The sequence below is a fragment of the Cryobacterium sp. TMT2-42-4 genome (assembly GCF_004402645.1).
Lineage (GTDB): Bacteria > Actinomycetota > Actinomycetes > Actinomycetales > Microbacteriaceae > Cryobacterium > Cryobacterium sandaracinum.
This window is the reverse complement of record NZ_SOFT01000019.1, coordinates 32,808-48,960: the sequence shown is the minus strand read 5'-3', so window position 1 is coordinate 48,960 and position 16,153 is coordinate 32,808. Positions and strand designations below refer to the sequence as shown.

Annotated in this window: 14 protein-coding genes; 7 read left to right on the top strand and 7 right to left on the bottom strand. The window is 68.0% G+C overall.

Annotated features, from left to right (window positions below; genetic code table 11):
* The first annotated feature begins 187 nt into the window (after positions 1-187).
* From E3O18_RS06050 to deoC, 4 genes are all read left to right on the top strand, one after another.
* A complete protein-coding gene (locus E3O18_RS06050; RefSeq protein ID WP_241976502.1) occupies positions 188-832 on the top strand; it encodes a hypothetical protein in 645 nt (214 codons plus the stop codon).
* 116 nt (positions 833-948) lie between these two features.
* Entirely contained in the window at positions 949-1,095 is a 147-nt protein-coding gene (locus E3O18_RS16060) for a hypothetical protein (RefSeq protein ID WP_166784545.1), read from the top strand.
* A 367-nt stretch (positions 1,096-1,462) separates the two neighbouring features.
* A complete protein-coding gene (locus E3O18_RS06045; protein WP_241976503.1) occupies positions 1,463-1,846 on the top strand; it encodes a hypothetical protein in 384 nt (127 codons plus the stop codon).
* A 177-nt stretch (positions 1,847-2,023) separates the two neighbouring features.
* Entirely contained in the window at positions 2,024-2,737 is a 714-nt protein-coding gene (deoC, locus tag E3O18_RS06040; protein WP_134393658.1) for a deoxyribose-phosphate aldolase, read from the top strand.
* A gap of 109 nt (positions 2,738-2,846) precedes the next feature.
* Here deoC and E3O18_RS06035 read toward each other — a convergent pair whose 3' ends face one another.
* The 3 genes from E3O18_RS06035 to E3O18_RS06025 all read right to left on the bottom strand — a co-directional run bounded on the left by E3O18_RS06035 (position 2,847) and on the right by E3O18_RS06025 (position 7,634).
* On the bottom strand, positions 2,847-4,517 hold the full coding sequence (locus E3O18_RS06035) for an ABC-F family ATP-binding cassette domain-containing protein (protein WP_134393657.1): 1,671 nt from the start codon (positions 4,515-4,517) through the stop codon (positions 2,847-2,849).
* 37 nt (positions 4,518-4,554) lie between these two features.
* Positions 4,555-7,053, bottom strand: a complete 2,499-nt coding sequence (locus tag E3O18_RS06030) for a transglycosylase domain-containing protein (protein WP_134417719.1) — start codon at positions 7,051-7,053, stop codon at positions 4,555-4,557.
* Between the two features lie 116 nt (positions 7,054-7,169).
* Positions 7,170-7,634, bottom strand: a complete 465-nt coding sequence (locus tag E3O18_RS06025; protein ID WP_134417717.1) for a MarR family transcriptional regulator — start codon at positions 7,632-7,634, stop codon at positions 7,170-7,172.
* Positions 7,635-7,772: 138 nt separating this feature from the next.
* On the opposite strand from E3O18_RS06025, the gene E3O18_RS06020 reads away from it, so the two are divergent.
* The gene (locus E3O18_RS06020; RefSeq protein ID WP_198410893.1) at positions 7,773-8,867 is read left to right on the top strand and encodes a chloride channel protein; all 1,095 of its coding nucleotides are present in this window, start codon (positions 7,773-7,775) and stop codon (positions 8,865-8,867) included.
* Between the two features lie 72 nt (positions 8,868-8,939).
* Complete coding sequence (locus E3O18_RS16475; RefSeq protein ID WP_241978127.1) at positions 8,940-9,449, top strand: CBS domain-containing protein; 510 nt, start codon at positions 8,940-8,942, stop codon at positions 9,447-9,449.
* 22 nt (positions 9,450-9,471) lie between these two features.
* On the opposite strand, the gene E3O18_RS06015 is transcribed toward E3O18_RS16475, so the two are convergent.
* Both E3O18_RS06015 and E3O18_RS06010 read right to left on the bottom strand, forming a co-directional pair.
* Positions 9,472-10,599, bottom strand: a complete 1,128-nt coding sequence (locus E3O18_RS06015) for a nucleoside hydrolase (protein WP_134393654.1) — start codon at positions 10,597-10,599, stop codon at positions 9,472-9,474.
* Positions 10,600-10,628: 29 nt separating this feature from the next.
* Positions 10,629-12,068: an MFS transporter gene (locus E3O18_RS06010; RefSeq protein ID WP_134393653.1), complete on the bottom strand. Its 1,440-nt coding sequence runs from the start codon at positions 12,066-12,068 to the stop codon at positions 10,629-10,631.
* Between the two features lie 114 nt (positions 12,069-12,182).
* On the opposite strand from E3O18_RS06010, the gene E3O18_RS06005 reads away from it, so the two are divergent.
* Positions 12,183-13,001: a GntR family transcriptional regulator gene (locus E3O18_RS06005; protein WP_134393652.1), complete on the top strand. Its 819-nt coding sequence runs from the start codon at positions 12,183-12,185 to the stop codon at positions 12,999-13,001.
* Between the two features lie 252 nt (positions 13,002-13,253).
* Here E3O18_RS06005 and E3O18_RS06000 read toward each other — a convergent pair whose 3' ends face one another.
* Positions 13,254-14,756 carry a hypothetical protein gene (locus E3O18_RS06000; protein ID WP_134417716.1) on the bottom strand — a complete coding sequence of 501 codons (1,503 nt, stop codon included), beginning with the start codon at positions 14,754-14,756 and terminating at the stop codon, positions 13,254-13,256.
* Between the two features lie 295 nt (positions 14,757-15,051).
* Positions 15,052-15,867 carry an alpha/beta hydrolase gene (locus E3O18_RS05995; protein ID WP_134393649.1) on the bottom strand — a complete coding sequence of 272 codons (816 nt, stop codon included), beginning with the start codon at positions 15,865-15,867 and terminating at the stop codon, positions 15,052-15,054.
* Positions 15,868-16,153 lie beyond the last annotated feature (286 nt).

Here is a 16,153-nt window from a genome sequence, read left to right as displayed (position 1 = left end):
ACGACTACATGTTAAGAGATCCTCGTTGTGGACAGATTCTGCCTCGGCGGGACACGCTCCGATCGCGTCCGCTTCATCGATTCTCCTGTGACGCGGTTGAGCGCAGTCGTCCTGACTCTCTGAGTTTCATACCTGTATCAGTAGAGGAGATATCGACATGGCAACATACGACTCATCCGGTTCAAACATGAAGCGAAACATCGACGACCACGGCTCCGACGCCGCGGTATCCGCGGGCGATGGGGCGACCAACCGCCACGAGGTCGCCGGCCGTGACAAGGCTGTCGGCCGCGACGAGGCCCGCTTCGGCGGGATCAAGTGGGGATCGGCCTTCTTCGGCTGGCTCACCGCCACCGGGACCGCGGTGATCCTCACCGCCCTGTTCGCTGCGGTTGGAGCCGCAGTCGGCTTGGGCGGGGCCGATTCCACGGATCAAGCTGCCGGAACTGCTGCCGAGAACGCCGGCACCATCGCACTGGTCGGAGCGATTGTGCTCGCGGTTGTGGTACTCGTGTCCTATTTCTGCGGCGGCTACGTCGCCGGTCGGATGGCCCGCTTCAACGGAATCAAGCAGGGAATCGCGGTCTGGGTCTGGGCGATCGTGATCGCTGCCGTCGCCGGGATCCTCGGGGTCATTGCCGGCGGTGAACTCAACATTCTGGGGAACCTGAACAGCTTGCCCAGCATCCCGCTCAATCCGGAAGGCCTCACGGCAGGCAGCATCGTCACCGCGATCGTCATCGTCCTGATCAGCCTCGTCGGCGCAATCGTCGGCGGACTCGCCGGAATGCGGTTCCACCGCCGCGTCGACCGCGAAGCACTCGGCCGCTGACTCCGAGCACCTAACACCCGTCCGCCAACCTGCACGGGGCGGCTGGGCGGGCGCAGGTCTGCCCAGCCGCTACCGCACTCTCGTACCAAACTTTTTCGAACAGAAATGAGAACGCCATGGCGCGCCTGCTCAAGTACATCCCCGTAATCCTGACCCTGGTCACCAAGTACCTGCGCAGCCCGCAGGGGAAGGCCGCGATGCAGAAGGTTCGCTCGTCGCGCCGCAGGCCGAAGAACGCCGGCAGAACCCGCCCGGGATACTGAAGAAATCCGTCTGGGCCGCGAGCACCGGCCCTGCACCTGGCCGACGCCGCTGACGATGCCTAAAACTGGGAAGTAGCTGAGACAGTCCACAGTGGTCGGCACTGGAGCATGAGATATCGGTCTCGGCAACCGTCACAGATAGCACCTATCCCTGTACGCACCCGTACGGGAAGACGAATCGAACCAAGAGGAGTACTCCGTGACTGGACGCAATACCGTTGTTCGAAGCCTGCATGATGTGGGGTTGGCGCTGTGGGCTGGGGGCGCCTTGATGGGCGCTGTCGGGCTGAATGGGAGCGCTTCGACTGCGAAAGATCCCCGAGAACGCCTGGTTCTGGCGAGTGAGGGGTGGAAGAGGTGGGCGCCGGTGCAGGTCGCAGCTCTCGTAGCCCACGGCGTGGGCGGCGTGGGCCTGATTCTCGGGAACCAGGCGCGACTGGCCGGCCAGCCGGAAGGCCGCATCAACACGATCGTGAAACTCGCCCTCACCGGTGTGGCCGCGGGCACGACGCTGTACTCGGAGATTCTCGGCAAGAAGATGAGCGATCATGCGGGGGAGCCCACCGCCGGAATCACAGAAGCCGGTCCCGGTGTGCCTGAGGAACTCGAATCGGCGCAGCGGCAGCAGCGGGTGTTGCAGTGGGTGACGCCCGCTCTCACGGCGATCCTGATCGTGCTCGCCGCGCAACAGGGTGAGCAGCAGCGACCGATCGCCGGGTGGATGGCGCGATTCGCACCACACTCCCGCTAGCCGACAGGCCGGGCTGCCGGTGATCGAGCGTGTCGAAATCGCCCATTGAGCGGGGACGACACGTCGACCACCGGGGCCTGTCAGCAGGGGACGCGTAGTGCACATCGAGGCGTTTGGCGGATCGGGCAGCAGGCCCGAGGTCCCGCGAGACTCGTCACCATTTAAGGACGCACCACCATGACCACCACCCGTTCCACGCCCACCATTTCCCTTGACGCCGCGAGCGTCGCCCGTTTCATCGACCACACCCTTCTCAAGCCCGAGGCCACCGCCGGTGACGTGACCGCGCTCATTGCCGAGGCAATCGAGCTCGGCGCCTACTCGGTCTGTGTCTCCCCGTCGATGCTGCCGCTGCGCATCCCCGCCGGCGCCGAGCTCAAGGTCGCGGTCGTCTGCGGTTTCCCCAGCGGAGACCACCACAGCGCCATCAAGGAGGCTGAGGCCGCCCTCGCCATCGAGCAGGGAGCCGACGAGATCGACATGGTCATCGACATCGGTGCTGCCAAGGCCGGCCGGTTCGCCGATGTGCAGGCCGACATCGCGGCTGTGCGGGCCAGTATTCCCGCCCCCGGGGTGCTCAAGGTGATCATCGAATCCGCGGCCCTGACCGATGCCGAGATCGTCGCCGCGTGCCAGGCCGCCGTCGACGCGGGTGCCGACTTCATCAAGACCTCCACCGGTTTCCACCCGGCCGGCGGGGCGACCCTGCACGCGGTGCGCCTGATGAAGCAGACCGTGGGCGATCGGGCCCAGGTGAAGGCGTCGGGCGGGGTGCGCAGCTTCGATGACGCCCTGGCCATGATCGCTGCCGGCGCGACCCGACTCGGCGTCTCCGGCAGTGCCGCACTGCTCGCTGGGGCCACCCCGGTAGGACCGGCCGACGGCTACTGAGTCCGTGATGAGAGGCGCCTGACAGCCGTGAGGGATCACGGATTTGGGTTCGCGGCGGTCGTCCGCGAGGCCTGGCAGCGACTCCACCAATCGGATAGGGGCCACTCACCTACGCCTCGGTCACCTGGCCGTTGTCCACCCGCCAGTGCCGATCCGTGTGCACGTTGGCCAGCATCCGTCGGTCGTGGGTGACCAGCAGCAGCGTGCCCGCATAGGACTCGAGGGCCTGCTCGAGCTGCTCGATGGCGGCCAGGTCGAGGTGGTTGGTGGGCTCGTCGAGCACCAGTAGGTTGTTGCCGTGCGCCTGCAGCAGCGCCAGGCCGGCACGGGTGCGCTCGCCGGGGGAGAGGTCCGCGGCCGGACGGTTGACGTGGTCGGCCTTGAGGCCGAATTTTGCGAGCAGGGTGCGCACCTCGGCCGTGGACAGATCGGGCACGAGTTCCTCGAAGCTGGTGGCGAGGGGTCGGGTGCCATCGAGTTGGGCCCGGGCCTGATCGATTTCGCCAATACTGACGCTGGTACCGAGGCTGGCCGTGCCGGCATCCGGAACCTGATGCCCCAGCAGCGCGCGCAGCAGCGTGGACTTGCCGGCCCCGTTCGGCCCGGTGATGCCGATGCGCTCACCCGCGTTGACCTGCAGCGACACCGGGCCGAGGGTGAAATCGCCCTGGTGGAGCACCGCGTTGCTCAGCGTGGACACCACCGAACTCGAGCGGGGCGCGGACCCGATCGCAAAGTCGAGCTGCCACTCCTTGCGCGGCTCGTCGACCTCCTCGAGGCGCGCGATGCGGCTCTCCAGCTGCCGCACCTTCTGCGCCTGCTTCTCGCTGGACTCGGCGGATGCCTTGCGTCGGATCTTGTCGTTGTCGGGCGCCTTCTTCATGGCGTTCCGCACGCCCTGGCTCGACCATTCGCGCTGGGTGCGGGCCCGGCCCACGAGGTCGGCCTTCCTCTCGGCGAACTCGTCGTAGTGTTCGCGCTTGTGCCGGCGGGAGGTCTCGCGCTCCTCCAGGTAGGAGTCGTAGCCGCCGCCGAAGACCCGGTTCGCGCCCTGGGCGAGGTCGAGTTCGAGAACGCGCGTCACGCAGCGGGCCAGAAACTCGCGGTCGTGGCTGACGAGCACGACGCCGCCGCGGAGGCCGGTGACGAAGGACTCCAGGCGTTCCAGGCCGTCGAGGTCGAGGTCGTTGGTGGGCTCGTCGAGCAGCACGATGTCGAAGCGCGACAGCAGAAGGGCGGCCAGTCCGACCCGCGCGGCCTGCCCGCCGGACAGGGACGTCATCAGGGTGTGCTCGGCGAGCTCGGTGCCGAAAGTGAGGCCGAGGCCGGCGAGCACCACGGGCATCCGTTCATCGAGATCGGCGGCGCCGCTGGCCAGCCAGTGCTCGAGGGCGGCCGAGTACGCGTCGGCTGGGTCGAGGCCGTCGGGTCGCGGGCTCGGTGAGGCATCGCCGAGAGCGGATGCCGTGTCGTCCATCTCGAGGGTCGCCTGGGCGCAGCCGGTGCGCCGGGCGATGTAGCCGGCGACGGTCTCACCGGGCAGGCGCTCGTGCTCCTGCGGCAGCCAGCCGACGAAGGCATCGGCCGGGGCGAGTCTGACGGTGCCGGACTGGGGCTCGGCGAGGCCGGCGAGCAGGCTCAGCAGGGTGGACTTGCCCGATCCGTTCACGCCGATGACGCCCACGACGTCGCCAGGCGCGACGGTGAGGTCGAGCGAGTCGAAGAGGGTGCGGTGTGCATACCCGCCGGCCAGGCCCTTGGCCACGAGTGTTGCGCTCATCCATCTATTTTCTCATTGTTGCAACCGCGTCGGGGCGTCAGCCGAGTGCGCCCACGGTGAGGGTGACAGTGTCCCCAGCCCGCGCGAGGGATCCCGAACGGGGCGTCATTGCGTTGACCTTACCGACCTGTTCCGGGTCGGTCATGATCTCGGCAACCGTGACCACGGAGTAGCCGGTGAGCCTGGCCCGAGCGACGCTTTCACTGAGTCCGATGACATCGGGCAGAAGTTTCAGGGTGGCGTCGCTGGTGTAGACGGTGACCGTCGAATCGGGGCTGGCCGTTGTGCCGCCGGCCGGAGCCGAACGGGCCACCGTGCCCGAGGGCAATTCGGAGGCTGTGGCACCGCCGTCCACGACGGTGAATCCGGCAGACTCGAGGGCGGCCTGCGCCTCCGCGAGCGATTGGCCACGCACGTCCGGTACGGCGACCGGCTCACCGTGAACCGTCTTGGCTGATGCTTCGGTGAAGGCTTCCCCCCCGTATTTGGCGTTGGCGATCGACATGACGTCAGGCCACATCCGATGCCGGGCGGTCGCGGCCTGCCCGCTGTCGAAGTAGATCCGGCGTTGGTTGTCCGACCCGGTGACGCTGACCACGCCCGCGACGGTCGCGACCCGGGAGCTGGCCCCGCTCATCCAGGTGTCCTTGTTTCCGTCGGTGGTTCCGGTCTTGCCGATCATGGCAACGCGCGGGGAGGTGTTTCGATAGGACTGGTTGGCGGTGCCTTCGGTCATGACCCGGTGCATCGCGTATGTCATCCCCGCGGCCACCGCCGACGAAACCGATTGGGTGCAATCGGACTGGGAAATCGGGATCTCGGCGCCGCCCGGGCCGGTGACGCTGTCGATGCCGACGGGGGTGCAGGTCGTGCCGTCGTTGGCGATTCCGGCGAAGGCGGCGGCCATCGTGAGGGGTGCGATCTCGTTCGTGCCGAGCACGGAGGACGGTCCCTGTGCCAGCGGGCCGAGGGTGGCGCGATGCACCCCGAAGGCTTCGGCGGTTTTACGGATGCCGCACAGGTCGAGTTTCTTCGCCATGCCGATGTAACCGGTGTTGATGGAGCCGATCGTCGACTGGAGGGCGCTGTAGTTGCTGCCGGACTCGTTGTCATCGTTCTTCGGGTTGAAGACGTAGCTCGCGTTGCCGTTGCAGCTGTCCTTGAAGACGCCCCAGTCGGATTTGCGCCGGGAGTCGACCCGCTCGTTGAGCGAGTGCCCCTCCGCCAGCCACTCGCCCAGCGTGAACACCTTGTAGGTTGAGCCCGGCTGGAAGCCGCTGGACCCACCCTGGTCGAAATCGGTGTTGTAGTTGATGGCGGTGTAGTTGGCGCCGGTCGATTGCACGGCCGGATCCTGGCTGTAGTCCTTGTTCTGGGCCATTGCGAGCACCCGCCCGGTGCCGACCTCCACACTGGTGACCACTCCGCCGACGTCCCAGCCGGGATAGGTGGAGGGGACGTTCGCGGCCAGAGTGGCCACGGCCGCGTTTTGCAGGTCGAGGTCGAGGGAGGTGTAGACGCTGTAGCCGCCGCGGCGGAAATTGAGCTGACGGCTGTCCTGGTTCTTCCCGAAGGCCGGGTCGTGCAGAAGCTGTTTGGTGACGTAGGCACAGAAGAAGGCGTTGGAGCCGGCCGTCTTGCAGCCGGTGCTGGGCTGCGTAATGGTCGGCTCAATGGGAGTGGCGACGGCCGAGTCGTGCTGTTCCTGGCTGATCTTGCCGTGGGTGAGCATCTCGCCGAGGATGTAGTCTCGGCGGCTCTTGTTGGCGGCATAGCCATTCGCCCCTCCGTTCGTGTCGCTGGCCGGGTGGTCGAGCTGGAACTTGCCGGGGTTGTTCACGATCGCGACCAGGCTCGCCGACTCCGGAAGGGTCAGCGTCGCGGCGGTCGTGGCGTAGTAGTAGTTCGCGGCCGCTTCGATGCCGTACACCGTGCCGCCGAAGCCGGTGATATTGAGGTACTGGCGGAGAATGTCGTTCTTGGTGTACTTCTTCTCCAGGCCGATCGCCATTCGCATTTCCTTGAGCTTGCGATCCGGTGTGGTTTCGGTTGCGGCCAGGTAGCAGACGTTCTGATCGGTCTTGTCCTGGAGGACCTCGCACTTCTGAACGAGCACATTCTTGACGTACTGCTGGGTGATCGACGACCCACCCTGGGTGGCGCTGCCGCTGGCCGCTCTCAGCACGGCACGGACGGTGCCCTGAAGGTCGACTCCGCCATGGTCGTAAAAGCGCGGGTCCTCGCCGGCAACGGCGGCGTCCTTGACGAATTGGCTGATCGCATCCCACTCCACCTCGACCCGGTTCTGGTCGTAAAAGGAGGCCAACAGCACGTTGGTGCCGTCGGTCTGAGTGGCGTAGATGTTGCTCTTCTGCGAGAGCTGGTCAATCGCGAGGTAGCTGGGCAGATTCTCAAAAACGTTTATCGCGTTCGTGGCCGCCACGCTCGACAGGGCCAGCACCGGTGTGACCGCGGCCGCGGCGAGGATGCCGGCGAGGGCGCTGGTTGCGACAAAGCCGAGAAGCCCTCCGAGCACCCCGCCAAACGTGCGGTGGTGGGAAGAGATGGTGGTCGTAGAGAAGATGTGATCGCTCCGGGTCGAACTCGTGGCCGTGCAGTCCAGGGCCAGGGGTAGTGCCGTACGGGGGGCAGTCAGATGCCCAGGGTGAGAAGATCCGACGCCGAGGTTTCGCCGGCGGCGTCGGCGAACAGCTGCAATGCGTCGCGTACGGCCTTCTGCTGCTCCGAAGTCAGGGGCGAGAGGATCGCGGCGATGCCCTGCCGGCGACGCTCCGTGACATCGTCGACGAGTTCTCGGCCGGCCGAGGTGAGCGTGATCAGCACTTCGCGGCGGCTCTCGGGGCTTGGGCCCCGTTCAACCCAGCCTCCGGCAACCATGCGGTCTATCGACCGGCTGAAGGTGGACGGGTTGGCCCCCATCCGCTCCGCCAGGGTGCTCATGCGCGTGGGCCCGGCCGAGCTGAGCACGACCAGCACACGGAACTGCGGCAGCGTCACGACGTCCAGGGCCGCCGTGACAGACCGGGCAACCACGCCGAGCAGGGCGCGAGAGGCGGCGAGGGTGGCGTCGGCCGCAGCCGTAGTGAGCGCATCCATGCGGGGCTCCCTTGTTCGGTACAAGTGATATTGCTTTTATTGCATAAAAGCAATAGTTGCGATTGCGCACGCTGAGTCTACACAGGAAGGAGCCCTGATGTCCCAGCCCGCCCTGAGCCTGAGGACGCTCGCGAGCCGTTGGCCGCGGCGACCGTGATCTTCACGGGGACCGCCGACTACGCCGCGACGCAGGGACATCCTGCCCACCCCTGGCTTCCCTGGCTCGGCGGTGCGTTCGTCATCTTCGCGCCGGTCGTCGGCGGTCTTCTCTACGGCCCCCTGGTGAACAGGTTCGCGCCGGAGGCCCGAGGCCACGGTGTGCCGGAGGTCATGTACGCCGTCACGAAGCGCGGCGGGCGGATTCCGGGCAAGGTGGCGATTGTCAAGTCGCTCGCCTCGGCCATAACCATCGGTTCCAGTGGTTCCGGTGGTTCCGTCGGCCGCGAGGGGCCGATTGTGCAGATCGGCTCCACACTGGGCTCGACCCTCGGGCGAGCGGTGCGGATGCCGGAATCGCAGCTGCGGACTTTGGTCGCCTGCGGTGCTGCCGGTGCGATCGCCGCAACCTTCAACGCTCCCATAGCCGGCGTCTTCTTCGCCCTCGAGCTCCTGCTGCGCGATTTCGCGGCTCGTTCGTTCGGCATCGTTGTGCTGTCCTCGGTCACCGCCTCCATCGTCGGCCGGTCGATCCTGGGCGATCATCCGTTCCTCACCCTGCCGACGTGCACGATCGTCAATTCCGCGCAATTCGCTCTTTTCGCGGTGCTCGGACTCGCGGCCGGTCTCGTTGCGGTCGGGTTCACCAAAACCCTCCACGCCGTGGAAGACGCCTGCGACTGGGCCTGGCGGGGCAAGTCGGAATGGCTGCGGCCGGTGGCCGGCGGGCTCCTCCTCGGCCTCCTGCTCTTCGCCCTGCCGCAACTGTATGGGGTGGGCTACCCGGTGCTGGAAAAGGGTGTCGAGGGCGGCTATGCCCTCGGGTTCGTGGCGCTGCTCCTCGTCGGAAAGATCGTGGCCACGAGCCTCACCATCGGCATCGGCGGTTCCGGCGGCGTTTTCGCACCGTCGCTGTTCATCGGCGCGATGCTCGGTGCCGGGTTCGGCCAGGTCTCCTGGGCGATGTTCCCCGTGTTCGCGGGTCAGACCGGTACCTTTGCCCTGGTCGGATGGGTGCGGTCTTCGCAGGCGCTGGGCGAGCACCGATCACCGCCGCCATCATCCTGTTCGAATTGACCGGGGAATACTCGATCATCCTGCCTCTGCTGCTGGCCATCGTGATCGCGACCGGAGTCTCGCGTGTCCTCAGTGAGGACACGATTTACACCCTCAAGCTTCGCCGCCGCGAGGGTGAGCGTCGACGGCGGCCCCGGCGGCATCCTGCTGCATTCGACGCTTGTGCGGGAGGTCATGACCGAGGCACCCGACGCGGTGAGCTCCCGGCTCACTCCGGCGGAAGGGGCCCGGATGTTGCTCGGGTCAGGCAGGCGCGCCCTGCCGGTACTTCATCGTGGGGGTGAGTTCATCGGAATCGTGACAGTCGCTGCCGTCTCTGACTCACTGGGCAACGACGACGACAGCGCCACGATCACCCTCGGCGCGTTGATCGAGACGCCCGCGGTGGCCAATCCCGACGACACCCTGGACAAGGTTTTGGATGTGGTGCTGGCCGCCAGCGAGAGCGACGGCCTGCCCGTTGTCGACTCAGACGGGCTGCTCCGGGGGTGGCTCACCCTCGACGCCGTGCTTCGTGCGGTGACCATCGGGCACGGGCCGGGTTCGGGGGTCGTTACGAGCCCGCCCCGTGGCACCCGCTGACCGACGGATGCCGACGGCCGTCTCAGACGGGTACCGGTTCCGCCTGCCTCCGGGCCCGAGCGGGCGAGAGTGCGCGGGCTCCGGTCGCAGCCAGAGCTCTAGCCGGCACCGGCACCGGAGTCGCGGCGGGCGCGAGGGTGAGGATGCGTTCCAGGAGCAGCGTCGCGGCGTTGCGCCGGAGAGACAGCACCACCCGGGCCTCGTGCGGGTTCTGCCCGGCAGGCCCCGCAGTGACAGGCCCCGCGGTGACAGGCCCCGCGGTGGCAGGCACCCCGACCGCCGCCTCCACCTTGGCGAAGTGGGTCTGGCCATGGCGCGGACCGGCGCTCATGTCCACGCGGACGCGCAGGGTTGGCGCCCGCTCGGCCTCAAGAGCGCCGGTCGCGAAGGCCGCGGCGATGGAGTTGTGCAGGGCGAAGCGCCGCGTGCTGAACTGCGTGCCGCACTGCGTCAGGCAGGTGCCGAGCATGGCGGACAGTGCCTGCTGGGTCAGCCCCGAGGCCGAGGCGAGTGCCCGCCGGTGGGTCTCGTCGAAGGTGTGCGGCACCGTTGCGTCGAGCGGGACCACGGTCACCGGCCAGCTGGCCGCGAAGACGTCCGCGGCGGCCGTGGGGTCGGCGGCGATGTTGCCCTCGGCGAATTTGCCGACGTTGCCGGGCGCGAAGACGGCGCCGCCCATGATGGTGACGCGACGCACGAGCCGGGGAAGTTCCGGGTCGAGGCAGAGGGCCTCGGCCAGGTTCGTCAGCGGGCCGATCGCGATGACCTCCAGTTCGCCGGGATACTCGTGCGCCAGCCGGATCAGCAACTCCGTGGCGCTTTCGTCGACTGGGTGCCGCCGCGAGCGGGGCAGCAGCACGTCTCCGATCCCGTTGCGGCCGTGCATGTGTGCGGTCCCACGCCGGGAGATCCCGCTGACGGGCTCCCAGACGCCGACCGCGACCGGGATATCGTCACGCCGGGCGGTCGCGAGCAGGCTCAGGGTGTTCGCCGCGGCGACGGCCGGGTTGACGCATCCGCTCACCGTGCCGATCCCGACCAGACGGATGCCCGGTGTCGCCAGCAGGAACGCAAGCGCCATCGCATCGTCGATCCCGGTGTCGCAGTCGAGGTAGATCGGGCGGGGGTGGGGAGCCGTCGTGTGAGTCATCGTTGACCATCCGTTCTCATCGTGCTGTTTCAGGGGTTCAGAAGTGGTGCGGGTGTTTCTGCGGCGGGGCGCAGAATCAGGGAGGCCAGGAAGGATGCCAGGGTGAGGCCCGCGGAGATCCACAGGGCCGTCTGGAAGCCGGCGACCGTGCCCGCGGCCACGACCGGGGCGACGATGGCGATGCCGATGCCGATGCCGATGCCGAAGCAGGCGCCGTTCAGGCCGGGCAGGGCCCCGCGGGCCTCGGGCGGCGAGTTGAGCACGGAGATGCCGTTGACCGAACTCTGGAACAGGCCGAGGTAGAAGACGCCCATCACGATGAGCAGGCTGAAAACCAGCCAGCGGTCCATCGCGAACACGGCCAGGCCGACCGTGATCAGGGTGATGACGCCGCTGCTCAGCCGCAGCGCGGTGATCCAACCGATCCGCACGGCGATCCAGCCGGAGAAGATCGCCGCGGTGACGCCGACAAACGCGGTCGGGGTGAGGTAGAGCAGCGCCGACATCGAGGCGGAGAGCCCGTAACCCACCTGATTGTTCTGGCTGAGCAAGACCACGGTGAAGTTGAGCGCGGAGAAGACCCCGGCCAGGGTGAGCACCGTGGACAGCAGGAGCGGCCACACCTGGCGGGAACGCAACGCGTGGATGGGAATGAGCGGCCGTCGGGTGCGCCTCTCAACGAGCACGAAGACGACCGCGCTGACGACCGCCCAGACGAGGTAACCCAGCGTGAGCGGGTCGGCCCAGCCTGACGCCGACGCCTGCGAGATCAGGCTCGTGAGCAGCACCAGAAACAGGGACAGGATGCCGGCACCCCACCAGTCCATTGACCCGTCCTGGGTGCGCGGCTCATCCTGCGGAATGAAGAGTGCGACGCAACTGATCGCGACCAGCCCGAGGCCGAGGGTGATCACGAAGAGGAACCGCCAGCCGATGGTGTCGGTCACGTAGCCGCCGAGGAAGCCGTCGACGCCGAACAGGCCGCCGTTGACCGAGGTGATGATGCCGACCGAGATGCCGAACAGGCGGCTGTTCAGGCGCTCAGAGAGCAGGAGGAAGGAGATCGTGAAGGTGGCGTTGGACGCGCCCTGCAGCACCCGGCCGAGCAGCAGCAGTGGGAGGCTCGGTGCGAGGGCGCAGATGACGGTGCCGATCAGCAGCAGCGTCAGTACGATCACGAGGCTGCGCTTGCGGCCGAGGAAATCGCTCCAGCGGGAAAAGACCATGCCGAAAACGGCGCCGGAAAGAAAAAACACCGACTGCACCCGGGCGACATCCTGCATGCTCTCGCCCAACTGGGCGCCGACGGCTGGCAAGGCGGCGGAGAGGAGGGTGGCATTCAGCTGGAACGTCAGGATCGCCAGGACCAGCGTGCCGATCAACACCCCGGGAGCCCGAGGAGCCCGGGGAGCCCGGGGAGCGCGGGCGCGCCCCATTACGGGAGCGGCTTCGGAGGAAAGCACGAGCATGACAAGCCTCCTTCATTGGAGCAACGACAAGATCGACACGCTCAGTGTACATGCTTGTTATACAAGTGCGTGAGATCACACGCTAGGCTCGACTCACCGACCAGGGGAGAACGAATGGATCGACGCACGGAGGCGGCCCTGGCAGGTCCGCTCGAGACCAATGGAAGTCTGCCGCTGCGGGTGGCGGTGTACTCGCGCATCACCGAAGCGATCCGCAACGGATCCCTGCCGATCGCCTCCCTGCTCCCATCGGAGTCCGAGCTCGGCACGGCGATGGGCGTCAGCCGCACGGTCGTGCGGGAGGCCCTCATACTTCTCGAGGAGGACCGCTTCGTGCGCTCGCGCCGGGGCATCGGGCGCTTCGTCGCCGACCGGCTGCCTCACCTCGGGCTGCAGAAGATCCGTCCGATCGAGGAGCTTCTCAGTGAGACCGGACCGACCGTGCACGTTCGCCGCACCCAGACTGCGCTGCAGTCCGCGTCGCCCGCGTTCACTGCGGACGCCATCGGCATTCGCACCGACGAGGCCTCATGGTTTCTCGAGAGCGTCATCACCCGGGAGGGTGCACCCATCGCCCTGATCCAGGAGCACGTGCCGGGAGACCGCCTGAGCCGGTTCGGCGAGGCGGCGGTGGCGGCCGTGTCCGAGGCAGGCGTCGACGCGAACGCCCAGGGTGACGCGGGAGCTGCGGGACGCAGTGCGCTCGCCGCGCTGATCGCGGTGCTCGGTTCGATCTTCGGGCCCGGCGAAACGGACATCACGCTCGGTGTTCCCGGTGCCACACGCGGCAAGCTGCTCGGGCTGCCGGCCAGCAGCCCGGTGCTCATCCTCACCCAGACTCTCGACCACGACGGGCGCCCGTTCTATCTCTCGAAGGCCCTGATCAACACCGACTTCGTGCAGCTGACGATCAGCCACGCGGTGCAGTCCTGAGCGGGGCCGCTACCGCAGCGCCGAGATAGTCATCGAGATCGCCTTGAAGTTCGCGATCCGCTGTTCGTAGCGGGCCGCGAGCACGATCAGGATGACGCCGCCCACGCCCAGCTGCAGCTACCACGGCACCGCGCCGTAGGCCAGCGAGATCCAGGGCCAGAGCTGCGCGACCGCGTGCAGCAGCAGCACGATCGCGCCGATCACGAACGGAGCCTGCAACTTGCGCACGGCCGGCGTGACGTCGAGGTGCAACTAACCGGTCGCCAGCAGGGCGATGGCCAGAGGAATGCTCACGATCTCCACCGTGGCCGGCGCCGCGTACGCGGACCCGGCGACCACGGCGCCGCCGCCGGCCCCGATTGCCACCCAGGCGACCATCCGGCCCGGTCGGCTGTCGTCGTACCAGAACGCCGCCAGGTGCAGCGCGGAGAAAGTCCAGACGAGCAGGATCACCCGGATGACCGCCAGCGGCTCGTAGCCGAGTGCGACCACCTCGGCCGCGAAAACCCCGATGATGGCCAGGACTAACAGGACGTAACCGAGGTGCAGCGCGGGGGCATCCGTCGCTTCGCCGCGGCCGGGGGCGGTACCCTCATCGGTGCGCCGGGTGACGGTGACGAGACCTGTGCCGACGGCCGCCAGGATCAGCGCCGAGGGCAGCAGCCATGCCTCGAGCCGGGTGTCGGGGCCGTTCGGCGCGAGCTCGAGCAGCGGCTGGATGCGGGATGAGGCCGTGAGCACAACCGTGAGCGCGCCGACGCCGAGGGCCGGCCAGGCGAGGGATGCCCAGCGCGGCCGGACCAGGAGGAGCGCCCCGCTGACGGCGAACGCACCGCCGATGGTCAGGGCCAGCACGGGGCGGAGGAGGTCATTCGTGCCGCCGACCACCGCGCCGGGCAGCAGGGCCAGGGCCAGTCCGGCCGCGATCCAGCGAGCCCGCACGGCGACCGGCACGTCGCTGACAGGCGCACCGGTCACAATGGCCACGGCGACCGGCTCCTCGGTGTCGGCCGGTCGCGCCCGCCCGGCGAGCACCTGGCCGACGACGATAGCGAGGCCGAGCGGCACGGTGACGAGCTCGAACGGTTCGGTGGCTTGCGTCCCCACGGCGCTCACCAGGGCGAACCCGGCCAGCCCCGCCGCAATCCAGCCGACGGCCAGGGTCACGGGCGCGCGCAACCGCCACGCGGCCAGCACGTGCACGACCCCGAGGGCGAGCACGAGAACGGATGCACGCACCGCGGTCACGGTGGCGTCATCGGTCATATCGGCCCCGGTGAAGGCGGCGATCTCGGCCGTCGTCACGGTCGCCAGCGTCAGCACGAGCAGCGTGATGCTCGCGATGGTGCGCGGACGGAGGGTCGCCGGGTCGGTGCGGGCGCCGATCAGGAACGCCCCCGCCGCCGCGGCAGCGAGCGGGAACAACCAGCATTCGAGCCGTGCATCGGGTGTGCCGAACACGCGCATCAGCTGCACGATGCTGGTGACCAGGAGCCCGAGGCGAGCCAGCGGCACGATCGCCACGAGCAGGCCGGCCAGGGTGAGCAGCGCCGCGACCGGGCTTGCCGCTGCAGCCCGAGGGGTGCGGCCGAACCGGCGGATCAGCACGGCCAGGACCAGCAGCATGCCGGCGAACGGGCTCCCGGCGGCGAGGGTCAGGAGCGTGCCGGGAACCAGAATCAGGCCCGCGCCGGCCTCGAGGGCGAGCCGGTCCGTCCGCCCCTGGGCGTTCGCAGCCGTGTCACGTGCCCCCACCGTGTCGAGTACGAGGCCGAGGGCGCAGACGAGTGATGCCGCGGTCGCGACGGCGATGCCGCGGTCGCGACGGCGATGCCGTCGACGGGCGCGGGGGCATCCGTCGTCTGCCGCACGGACCAGATCAGCGCGAGCAGCGTTGGTGCGGCTGCGCCGAGGGCCACGACACGCTCGATCCGTGCGGTGCCGGAATTGCCGTGCAGCCGCAGCCAGATTCCGATGGCGCAAGGGTACTGGTCGGCCGGCCTAACGGGTGCGTGCGCGGTCAACCGGGGGAAAACACTGCCGCGCCGGACTAGAGCCGGTGCTCCGCCAGCCAATCCACGAGCACCCGATTGAAATCCGCCGGGCGTTCGACGCTCGGCAGGTGGGCGGTGTCGCGGAAGGTGAAGCCGGTGACGTCAGGGAGCGTCGACAGAAGGTACTCATATTCGGCGAGATGCGGGGTGATGTCGAATTCACCAACCGAGACGAACGCGGGTACCTCGATGTCGCTGACCTGGTTGAAAGTGGGCGGCTCAAGCGGAATCGGCGTCGGGGACTCTTCCGCATGCACGGCGTTGACACGGCCCAGCGCGTAGGCCGTGGCCACGAATTCGGGGTCGAGGTCGGCCTCGGTGCGCAGTGGGCCGAACGCCCAGAGCGCCACCTCGAGTCGCGCCAGACGGTGCCAGTCCTGGGCGTCGAACGCGGCATCCAGTTCGTCGAACCGGGAGTCCTCGAGATCGGTCAGTTCAACTTCGGGGAATCCGCTGGGCCCGGCTCCCACGGTCACCAGGCCGTCCACGCGGTCGGGACTTTCCGTGGCCAGGTCGATGGCGGTCCCGCCTCCGCGCGAGCACCCGATCAGCGTGGCCGACGCCACCCCGAGATGGTCGAGAACCGCGAGGGCGTCCGCACGCGGCGAGAACTCCACGTTCTCGGTGGTCGTCTGGCCGCATCCGCGGCTATCGAAACGGATGACGAAGTGGCCGGCAGCCAGCGCGTCGATCTGCGGGTCCCACATGCGCAGATTGGCGATGCCGGCGTGCAGCAAGAGGAGTGCCGGTGCCGATACGTGGCCGGCTGTCTCGTAGTAGAGCGACGCGCCCGGAACGGTGAGGTGAGGCATGATTCAGCGTAGGCGTGCGGCGGGCGCCGCGGCAAGGGAATTACCGTGAGCGCACGAATCTGTGACCGCTGAATACCGGCGACCCCAACCCGGGTGACGGGTATGCAGGTGGACAGATTGACATCCATCGGGGCAAGAGTCACATTCGATATATCGACGCCGATCGGTTAGTTGGTTGTCTGCCGTTCTGGGCCACGACGTGGCCCCCTGAATTGGACCCACGACCTGGGACCAGTGGATCAACCCCATGGCGATCGCCCCAGAGTCGCGCGACGCCCCCACCAAT